The sequence below is a fragment of the Streptomyces viridochromogenes genome (genome assembly GCF_001270495.1).
Classification (GTDB): domain Bacteria; phylum Actinomycetota; class Actinomycetes; order Streptomycetales; family Streptomycetaceae; genus Streptomyces; species Streptomyces viridochromogenes_A.
In genome coordinates, this window is sequence record NZ_LGUR01000189.1 from 1 (window position 1) to 209 (window position 209).

Annotated in this window: 1 protein-coding gene; it reads right to left on the reverse strand. The window is 70.3% G+C overall.

The window, feature by feature from the left end:
- Position 1: 1 nt before the first annotated feature.
- On the reverse strand, positions 2-209 hold a 208-nt coding region (locus ADK36_RS18605), incomplete at its 5' end, for an alpha/beta fold hydrolase (protein ID WP_425315468.1).

Consider the following 209-nt stretch of genomic DNA (forward strand, 5'->3'; position numbering starts at 1 on the left):
GTCAGGCCACCGCGTTCAGCAGGTCGGCCAGCAGGTCGGGCCGTTCCAGGGCGATGAAGTGGCCGGTCCTGGGGACCTGCGTGAAATCGGCGGCCGGCAGCAGCTCCTTGTTGGCTTGCCGGTCCGAAGGACGGGACCAGTCCTCCTCGCCGTAGACGAGGTGGACGGGCGCCTTGACCTCGGGGTAGCGCGAGCGGGCGGCGATGAGG